Below are 8,921 nucleotides of genomic sequence, written 5' to 3'. Positions count from 1 at the left end.
GGTGGTGCGCACCACCAGCCCGTCGGCATGGATGTTGTAGTCGTTGCGGTCGGCCCATTCGATCAGCCAGCGGCGCACGAACTGAGCAAAGTGCGGCGCGGGGCCCAGTGGCTCGGTCTGCCGTTCGAAGTCCACCTTGAGCGGCCGTTTTTTCAGGGCCTGGAACTTCGCATCCGTCAGCTTGCCGTGCTTGACCATCTGCGCCAGCACGATGTTGCGGCGCTGCGTGGCGCGCTCGGGGTTGATCACCGGGTTGTAATAACTGGTGCCCTTGAGCATGCCGATCAGGGTGGCGCTTTCCAGCACGTCGAGCTTGTCGGCCGACTTGTCGAAATAGGTGCGCGCCGCCATCTGGATGCCGTAGGCGTTGTACAGGAAAGGCACGGTGTTGAGGTAGGTCTCGAGGATCTCGTCCTTGGTGTAAACCGCCTCGATTTTCAGCGCGGTGATGGCCTCCTTGATCTTGCGCGTCACCGTGGCCGAGCGGCCGATCTCCTTGGGGTACATGTTGCGGGCCAGCTGCTGCGTGATGGTGGAGCCGCCCTGCAGGTCGCCGGTGAAGGTCTGGAAAACGGCCGAGGCGGTGCGCTTGAGGTCGATGCCGTGGTGCTCGTAGAAGCGGTGGTCTTCGGTGGCAATCAGGGCGGCCAGCACGTTGGGCGACATGTCGGACAGCTTGACCCAGTCGCGGTTGGCGCGCTTGAACACGGCCAGCTCCTTGCCGTCGATCGACAGCACCCGGGCGGGTTTTTCTTCCTTGGCCTTGCGCAGGTCGCTGATGCTGGGCGTGAAGGGAATCAGCAGCAGCGTATACAACAGCAGCAGCGCAGGAATGGCGGCCACCGTGAGCGCGACGCCGCGCCGGGTGGGGTTGCGCAGGCGGCGCATGGTTTCGGCGGCAAAGGCGGCCGCAAGGGGCTGGAAACGGGCGAGGAGACGGGCGAACATTTTTTTCATCGGGTGCCAGTGTAGGGGTTGCCTTTGTAAGGGACTGTAGGACGCTGGCGGAAGGCGACGGGCGGGCGCCGGGTCCGGCTGGGCGTGAGCGGCGGGGCTGCCGGATCTTGAGAGTAAAAAATGGCTTCAGCCCAGGCTGAACAGGCGCAGACAGCTATTGTTTTTATAGTGCCCAGCCGTCATCACCGCCCGTTACCGGCCATTACCGGGCATTACCCGCCGTTACCAGCACGTCCATTGCGGGGTTCAATCGCGATTCAGGCCTTCCGCTTCAAGGGCAGCCAGCCCGCAAACTTCGGGTAATGGCGCGCCACCACAGCGCCGTCGAAATCCCAGGCGATGCATTTGCCCAGGTGGTAAGGCGGCTCGGCGCTGGCGGACTCTGCCAGGCCGGCCTGGGCGCGCAAATGGCCGCGGTACACCGGCACCGTCTGGTAAGCGGCCGTCGCCATGTTGAACAGCATCTCGCGCAGGTGGGTACAGCCGCGGATGCCGCCCAGCGCCTTTTCAATGGCCTGGCGCCAGCCTGGCCCCATGGTGGCGCCCACCATCAGTTGCATCGGGTCGATGCCCTGCTGGCATTCGTCAAACGGCGCGTGGTCACTGACGCTGGCAATGTCGCGAATCACCAGGCTGTCGTCCACCGTGGCACGTATGGCCATGCCGTGGATCGGCGTGCCCGGCGGGACATCGCGCTCGGAGCGGGCATGTGCATAGGTACGCACGTCGGTCATTTCGGCCTCGATGTCCCACAGGCCATCCTCGCGCTGGTAGCCGCGGTAAACGACGGCGCGGGTGTGCAGGTGTTTTCGGGCTTGCGGTGCGGGCAGTGGCATGGGGCTTCAGTCAGTCAGGGGCAGAACAGGGAAACCGCTATTTTCCCCGCAAGACGGGCTGGGCGCAGCGCCGGGAGCGACTTTCGCCGGATTGAGGCATCAAATCAGCCGCCAGCCCTTTCCACGCGTGCGCAAGCAGCTACTGTTTTCATAGCGCCTCCAGCGGGGCTGGAAGCCCGCGCACTGCTGACGAAGAAACTCAGCGCGCCTCGGGTTCAGGCAGCTCGATGCGCAGCACCGGCTCGGGCAACTCGCGTGCCGGTGCTTCGCCCGTGACCTGCACCGTCACCGGCGCTGGCACCGGCTGGGTCGGGGGCGCCGTGGCGGGCATGGGGAACGCGGCGGCGGGATGAATCTGGATGTTCACGTACTTGATGGGTGGCGGCGAGAGGTTTCCGGAAGCAGGCGGCTGGCCCCCCGGAGCGCCCGGTCCGCCCGGGACAATCACGGCCTGCGCCTGGCCGGCACCCGGTGGCACCTCGGTGCCATGGACTTCCACCAGCGGCTCGCCGGGCGCCAGCAGCTCCTGGCCGGCCGGCGGGGCGGCACTGCTCATGCCGGCCGTGGCCGACAGCCTGGCGCGCGCATCCAGCACCTTCGCCTTCAGGGCCGCCTGGAAAAACTCGCCCACCACCGGCAGCGCGCTCTGCGCGCCCGGCCCCCAGCGGTTGCCCATGGTGACGCGGTTGTCGTTGAAGCCGACCCAGGCACCGGCCACCAGTTGCGGGTGCATCAGGATGAACCAGCCGTCGGTGTTGTCTTGCGTGGTACCGGTTTTGCCCGCCACGTCGGCGCGAATGCCGTAACGGCTGCGAATCGCAGCGCCGGTGCCCTGGTCCACCACGCCGCGCATCACGTCCACCAGCATGTTAGCCGCGTGGGTGGACATGGCGGCCTGCGCCACCGCGGGCTGGAACTCTTCCAGCACATGGCCGTTGCGGTCTTCCACCCGTGTCACGACCATGGGTTCCATGTAGCGGCCGTCATTGGCCAGCGTGCTGTAGCTGGCCACCATTTCCCTGAGCGTCACCGGGCTGGTGCCCAGCGCGAGCGAGGGCACTTCGTCGAGCTTGCTCTGGCGCACACCCATGCTGCGCGCCAGCGCGGCCACGCGTTGCGGACCCACCACCTGCATCACCTGCGCGGTGATGGTGTTTTTGGAATACATCAGGCCTTCGCGCAGCGTCATCGGTGCGCCGCTGGGCCCGCCGCCGTCCGACGGGCGCCAGAAGGCACCGTCGCCCAGCGCAATCTCCACCGCCTGGTCCATGAAAATGTCGTAAGGCCGCGAGCCGTTTTCATAGGCGGCGCCATACACAAAAGGCTTGAAGGTCGAACCCGGCTGCCGGCGCGCCTGGGCCACGTGGTCAAACTGGTCACTGGCAAAGTCGCGGCTGCCCACCCAGGCCCTCACGTGGCCGTTGGTCGGGTCCAGCGCCAGAAAGCCGGCCTGCAGGCGCGTCTTGTCGGCACGCAGCTTCTGCAGGAAGGGTGGGTTGGCCAGCAGCTGGCGCAGCGCCTCCTCGTCGGTCTGACCGGCGGCCAGCGCGGCCTGGTACTCGGCAGAGTCGCGCACAAACGTCAGCATCAGTTCGCGCTTGGGGCCCCTGGCCGTCCAGCCTGATTTTTGCGCCCACTCGGCGTCGGAGAGGGCCTGCAGCCTGTCGGCCTGGCGCGTCACCGCTTCATTGGCCATGGCCTGCAGGCGCGAGTCGATGGTGGTGCGCACGACCAGCCCGTCGGCAAAGATGTTGTAGCTGTTGCGGTCGGCCCATTCAATCAGCCAGCGCCGCAGCTGCTGGGTGAAGTGTGGCGCCGGGCCCAGCTCGGGCTCCTGCCGCTCGAAGCTGACGGCCAGCGGCATCTGCTTGAGCGCAGCCAGGTCAGCGGCCGGCAGCTTCTGGTGCCGCGCCATGCGGCTCAGCACGGTGTTGCGCCGCTGCAGGGCGCGCTCGGGGTTGAGCACCGGGTTGTAATAACTGGTGCCCTTGAGCATGCCGATCAGCGTGGCGCTTTCCAGCACGTTGAGCGTGTCGGCGGTTTTGTCGAAGTAGGTACGCGCCGCCATCTCGATGCCATAGGCGTTGTACAGAAAGGGCACGGTGTTCAGGTAGGTCTCCAGAATCTCGTCCTTGGAATACACCGACTCGATCTTCACCGCCGTGATGGCCTCCTTGATCTTGCGCGTCATGGTGCGCGCGCGGCCAATGTCTTCGGGGTAGAGGTTGCGGGCCAGCTGCTGCGTGATGGTCGAGCCGCCCTGCACCTTGCCCTGCAGCGTGTTCATCAGGGCCGCGCCGGTGCGCCGCAGGTCCAGGCCGCGGTGCTGGTAAAAGCGCGCGTCTTCGGTGGACACCAGCGCCGCCGCCACATGCGGGGAAATGTCAGCCAGCTTGACCCAGTCGCGGTTGGCACGCTCGAAAACGGTCAACTGCTGGCCATCGGCCGACAGGATCACCGACGGCTTGGCCGCCTTGACCCTGCGCAGGTCGTCAATGCTGGGGGTGAAAGGAATCAGCGCCAGAACGTAAAGCCCCAGCACCACGGGCACCGCTGCCAGCCCCCAGGCCATGCCGCGCAGCGTGGGGTGGCGCAGGCCTGAAAGAACGGCAGCGCCGAACTGCCGGAGCCGGGGCGGAAGGGAGAGCGTTTTCATGAGCGACGAGCGTAGGGGGCACCACACGCCCGGGCTGTAGGACGGCAGGCAATGCCGCCATCGGCTGGCGCAGGCAGGGCCACGGCGCCAGCCAGGCGCGCAAAAGCGGGCCAGCCAGATTTTTTTGAGCAAAATCGTGCTCCAGCCCTTATCCCACGGTCGGGATTAGCTACATTTTTCATAGCGCATACCGTCCGCCGTGCAAGGGCCCGCCCGGCCACAAAGGCACGCCACGGTCAGGCGGCCGCGACTCTGGCCTACACCCCTGCCCGCCTGCCGACCCTATGCTGAACGCACAACCCAGAGGAGTGAGCAGCCATGACCCAGCCAGGTACAGACCCCGAACACATCAACACCAACACCCGGCTGCCATGATGGAATCTTTTCTTGGCAGCGCGCTGCACGGCGCGGCGGCACTTTTTCTGGGCCTGGCCACGTTGATGGGCCTGGTCATCTGGTCGATCAAGCGGCACAACAGTCCCAAGCTGAAAATTGAATGCGGCGAGTCCATCGACGAGCTGATTCCCTCCCTGGCCGGCCAGACCCTGAGCACGCCCGTGGCCGGCAACGCGGTGGAGCTGCTGGAAAACGGCGCCTTCTTCGACGTGCTGATCGGGCGCATAGGCGCTGCGCAGCACAACGTGCACTTTGAAACCTTCCTCTGGAAAGACGGCGTGCTGGGCCAGCGCATGGCCAACGCCCTGTCCGAGCGGGCCAGGGCCGGCGTGAAAGTGCGCGTGCTGCTGGACGCCACCGGTTCCAAAGGCGTCGGCCAGGCAACGCGCCGGCAGATGAAAGACGCCGGCTGCAAGCTCGTGTTCTTCCATGAAAAGGCCCTTCGCAACATTGGCGTGATGAACGAGCGCGACCACCGCAAGCTGGTGGTGATTGACGGCCGCGAAGCCTTCGTGGGCGGCCACTGCGTGGTGGACCAGTGGCTGGGCAACGCCGAAGACGGCCAACACTACGCCGACCTCAGCGTGCGCCTGCACGGCCCGATCGTGCACAGCGTGCAGGCCGCCTTCAGCGAAAACTGGGGCGGGCAGACCGGCGAGCTGTTTTTGGGCAAGGACGTGTTTCCCGAACTGGCGCCCGCCGGCAAGGTGACGATTCACGCCGCCTATGCCAAGCCGGAGGGCTCGGCCCCGGCGGTCAAGATTCTTCACCACACGGTGATCTGCCTGGCGCAAAAACGCATCTGGATCCAGAACCCCTACTTCATCCCCGAGCCCGAGGCGATTGACGCTTTCGGCGCCGCCGTCAAACGCGGCGTGGATGTGCGGGTGATGATGCCCTCGACCAGCGGCTCGGACAACCCCATGGTGCAGCACGCCGGCCACCGCAACTTTGAAAAGCTGCTCAAGTGCGGCGTGCGCCTGTTTGAATACCCGCACACGCTGCTGCACCAGAAAGTGATGACGGTGGACGGCGTCTGGAGCGCGATCGGCTCGAGCAACTTTGACGACCGGTCCTTCGACACCAACGACGAGATCACACTGGGCGTTCACGACGCCGCCCTGGCAACGCAGCTCGATGCGATGTTTGAAAAGTATGTGGCACGCTGCCAGGAGATCGACCTGAAGGCCTGGCAGCACCGCGGCTGGTGGCACAAGGCCAAAGACAACATGTTTTACCTGTTCAACGAGGTGCTGTGAATGCCGCGCTGACCGCCGGCCCCGGCCAGGCGCTCTGACAGTGCCGGATGGCCGAGCGAAACAGGCTGGATAAGGGACATCCCGAATGCAGCGGACCCGGGCTTGAGGTTCAATGGATTCGCCAGGACAACAAACCGCCCGCGACCCGGGCGGCGTCAACCCCCCTCGTTCATGCAGGGAGCGCCATTTTGCGCAGCCACCGGGTTGAGGTCATGTGGCGCTGATTCCAACTCCCGTCTCACATCAACATTCAAGGAAACGTGTCATGCGTAAATTCAAGTACATTGCCATCGCCACCGCGACGCTGGCGCTGCTCACCGCCTGTGCCAGCATGGAGGGCACCGGCCCCATGAGCTTTTTTGTCACCAGCGTGGGCAGCGGCAAGGGCGGCGACCTGGGCGGCCTGGCCGGTGCCGACGCCCATTGCCAGAAGCTGGCCACCGCTGCCGGCGCCGGCAACAAGACCTGGCGCGCCTACCTGAGCACGCCGCCCACCTTTGCCACCGCCACCACACCCGCCGGCGCCGCCACCCATGCGCGCGACCGCATTGGCAACGGGCCCTGGTACAACGCCAAGGGCATGCTGATTGCCCGCGACCTGACCCAGCTGCACAACGGCAACAAGATCGCCAAGGAAACCGCGCTGGACGAGCGCGGCAACCCCATCAAGGGCCGGGGCGACAACCCGAATGAGCACGACATCCTGACCGGCTCCCGGGCCGACGGCACCGCCTTTGCGCCGCAGACCGACACCACCTGCAAAGCCTGGACCAGCTCCACCGACGGCTCGGCCGTCGTTGGCCACCACGACCGCGTCGGGCCCAACACCGACAACTGGGCCAAGTCCTGGAACTTCTCGCACCAGTCCGCAGGCTGCAGCCCCGAGGCCCTGGTGCGTACAGGCGGCTCCGGCAAGTTGTATTGCTTCGCAGCCAATTGATGGTCCGGGGGCATCACGCCCCCTTTTGGTGAACGTCCCGGCCCTGTGCCGGGATTTTTTTGCACAATGGGCTGGGCATCGCCACCCAGCTGGCGCCAGGCCCCACGCCTGCGGGCGCGAAAGCGGCTTGACGCAGGTCAAACCGCTGCCCGGGTTTGGCGCGATCATGCGCGCAGTGCCTCAACCCACCGAGAAGGACTCACCATGACCGACAACGCCCTCGCCACCGTTCCGCAACGCAAACTCTGGGTACGCGCCCTGCTGATGCTGCTGATGGGGATGGCCTTCCAGATCGCCGCCTGGGTGCTGGTAGCCGTCGCCCTGCTGCAGCTGGGCTTCACCGTCTTTGCCGACCAGCCCAACCCGCGCCTGCAAGCGTTTGGCCGCAGTGTGGGCCGCTACCTGGCACAGATTGCGGGCTTCGTCTCCTTCGCCACCGAGACCCTGCCCTTCCCCTTCAGCGACTGGCCGACCGGGGAGCTGTGAGCAGGCTGGGCCCTTCACCAAGGATTGTCATGACCACCGCACCCGAAAACTGCCGCATCAACTACATCGAGCTGAACGTCCACGACATAGGGAAGGTCAAGGCCTTCTACGGCCAGGCCTTCGGCTGGACCTTCACCGACTACGGCCCGGAGTACGCGGAGTTTTCAGACGGCGCGATGAAAGGCGGCTTCACCACGCTGGCGCCACCCTCGCCCGCCGGCGGCCCGCTGGTCATCCTCTACGCCAACCAGCTCGAAGCCGCGCGCAGCAGCGTCATTGCCGCCGGCGGCACCATCAGCCGGGAGATTTTCCCGTTTCCGGGCGGGCGGCGCTTTCACTTCAGGGATGTCGATGGTTATGAGCTGGGGGTCTGGTCCACAGACTAGATCATGCGTCAAATTGGCATCCAGCCCCTTATCCACGGGCGCCAGCAGCTATATATTCAATAGCAAATGCCGTCATTGCGGACCTGATCCGCAATCCATGGTGGCCTACCCGAGGCTGGCGTGAAGGAGGCATGGATCCCGGATCGAGTCCGGGATGACCAACCAGAGGCCCGGGAGGGCAAGTCAGGAACCCGGCGCCTGGGGCTCGATCACCGAATGCCACCAGATCCTGAAGTCGCGGCACAGGCCGCCGGCCTCGAACTCAACCACGGCCACACCATCGAGCGCCAGGCGCGGCAAGGGGTCGCCCGGCTGGCGCGCAAGCTGGCTGGTGCCGGTGGAAGCGGCCCACATCGCAAACATCTCTTCCGAGGTGACCTGGTAAGTGGTGTGCCAGTGCGCGATGCCGCTCAGTTCAGCGGCATGCAGGATGTCAAAAGTGAGCGTTATGTCGGTCTGAAGCTTGACGCGCTGCCAGTACTGCCTGATCTGCGCATGGCCGGTCTGCACTGAAAACGGCGTGTTGTGGTAACGGCCGTCTTCGGTAAACAGCGAGGCCAGCAGGAACTCGTCGCGGGTTTCCCAGGCCTTTTTGTAGTTCTCCATGAAGCGTTGGATCAGCATCGGGTCTCCTTGTTTTTCAGACGTCCATTCGTGAGCGTGAGCACCGCCAAACGCGATGGTATGCCTTTCCACGGCCGGACCTCAGGCCGTGGATGGGCCCGGATCGGCGGTCCGGCCGGAGAACAGACCATGCATCAAATTGGTCTTCAGCCCTTTAACCACGGGCGCCAGCAGCTATGACTTTCATAGCTCCTTGCAGTCATTGCGGGCTTGACCCGCAATCCATGTTGGCGCGCACGAGACCGCAGTTCAAGCAACTGGAATGCCCTGGACCGGGATCCCCGGCAGGTTTTTCATGTCACGGCGCTCGGTGTCGATTCCAGCCATCCCTGTTCGTCGTACGCTCAGAGGGCCTTTCCTCTGCCACTCATCAGGGAGTCC

The 8,921-nt window shown here is 65.2% G+C and carries 8 protein-coding genes; 4 read left to right on the top strand and 4 right to left on the bottom strand.

Annotated elements, in window-relative coordinates; all coding sequences use genetic code 11:
- The 3 genes from AAG813_RS18855 to AAG813_RS18845 form a co-directional block, all read right to left on the bottom strand.
- Nucleotides 1–957 (bottom strand): transglycosylase domain-containing protein (locus AAG813_RS18855; protein WP_341917544.1); only part of this gene is annotated, 957 nt, incomplete at its 3' end.
- A gap of 257 nt (nucleotides 958–1,214) precedes the next feature.
- On the bottom strand, nucleotides 1,215–1,793 hold the full coding sequence (locus tag AAG813_RS18850) for a DUF2889 domain-containing protein (protein ID WP_341917542.1): 579 nt from the start codon (nucleotides 1,791–1,793) through the stop codon (nucleotides 1,215–1,217).
- A gap of 199 nt (nucleotides 1,794–1,992) precedes the next feature.
- Nucleotides 1,993–4,449, bottom strand: coding sequence for a transglycosylase domain-containing protein (locus AAG813_RS18845; RefSeq protein ID WP_341917540.1), 2,457 nt, complete (start codon nucleotides 4,447–4,449; stop codon nucleotides 1,993–1,995).
- 374 nt (nucleotides 4,450–4,823) lie between these two features.
- Between AAG813_RS18845 and cls the strand changes: the two genes are divergently transcribed.
- From cls to AAG813_RS18825, 4 genes are all read left to right on the top strand, one after another.
- A complete protein-coding gene (cls, locus tag AAG813_RS18840; protein ID WP_341917538.1) occupies nucleotides 4,824–6,104 on the top strand; it encodes a cardiolipin synthase in 1,281 nt (426 codons plus the stop codon).
- A gap of 265 nt (nucleotides 6,105–6,369) precedes the next feature.
- Nucleotides 6,370–7,044, top strand: coding sequence for a hypothetical protein (locus AAG813_RS18835; protein WP_341917536.1), 675 nt, complete (start codon nucleotides 6,370–6,372; stop codon nucleotides 7,042–7,044).
- Between the two features lie 204 nt (nucleotides 7,045–7,248).
- Entirely contained in the window at nucleotides 7,249–7,530 is a 282-nt protein-coding gene (locus tag AAG813_RS18830) for a DUF4389 domain-containing protein (RefSeq protein ID WP_341917534.1), read from the top strand.
- Nucleotides 7,531–7,559: 29 nt separating this feature from the next.
- A complete protein-coding gene (locus tag AAG813_RS18825) occupies nucleotides 7,560–7,916 on the top strand; it encodes a VOC family protein (protein ID WP_341917532.1) in 357 nt (118 codons plus the stop codon).
- Between the two features lie 183 nt (nucleotides 7,917–8,099).
- On the opposite strand, the gene AAG813_RS18820 is transcribed toward AAG813_RS18825, so the two are convergent.
- Nucleotides 8,100–8,540 carry a nuclear transport factor 2 family protein gene (locus AAG813_RS18820; protein WP_341917530.1) on the bottom strand — a complete coding sequence of 147 codons (441 nt, stop codon included), beginning with the start codon at nucleotides 8,538–8,540 and terminating at the stop codon, nucleotides 8,100–8,102.
- Between the last annotated feature and the right edge of the window lie 381 nt (nucleotides 8,541–8,921).

It is taken from the genome of Polaromonas sp. YR568 (assembly GCF_943371715.1).
Classification (GTDB): domain Bacteria; phylum Pseudomonadota; class Gammaproteobacteria; order Burkholderiales; family Burkholderiaceae_C; genus Polaromonas.
The sequence above is the reverse complement of the archived record's forward strand: the minus strand, read 5'-3'. Positions and strand labels throughout refer to the sequence as shown.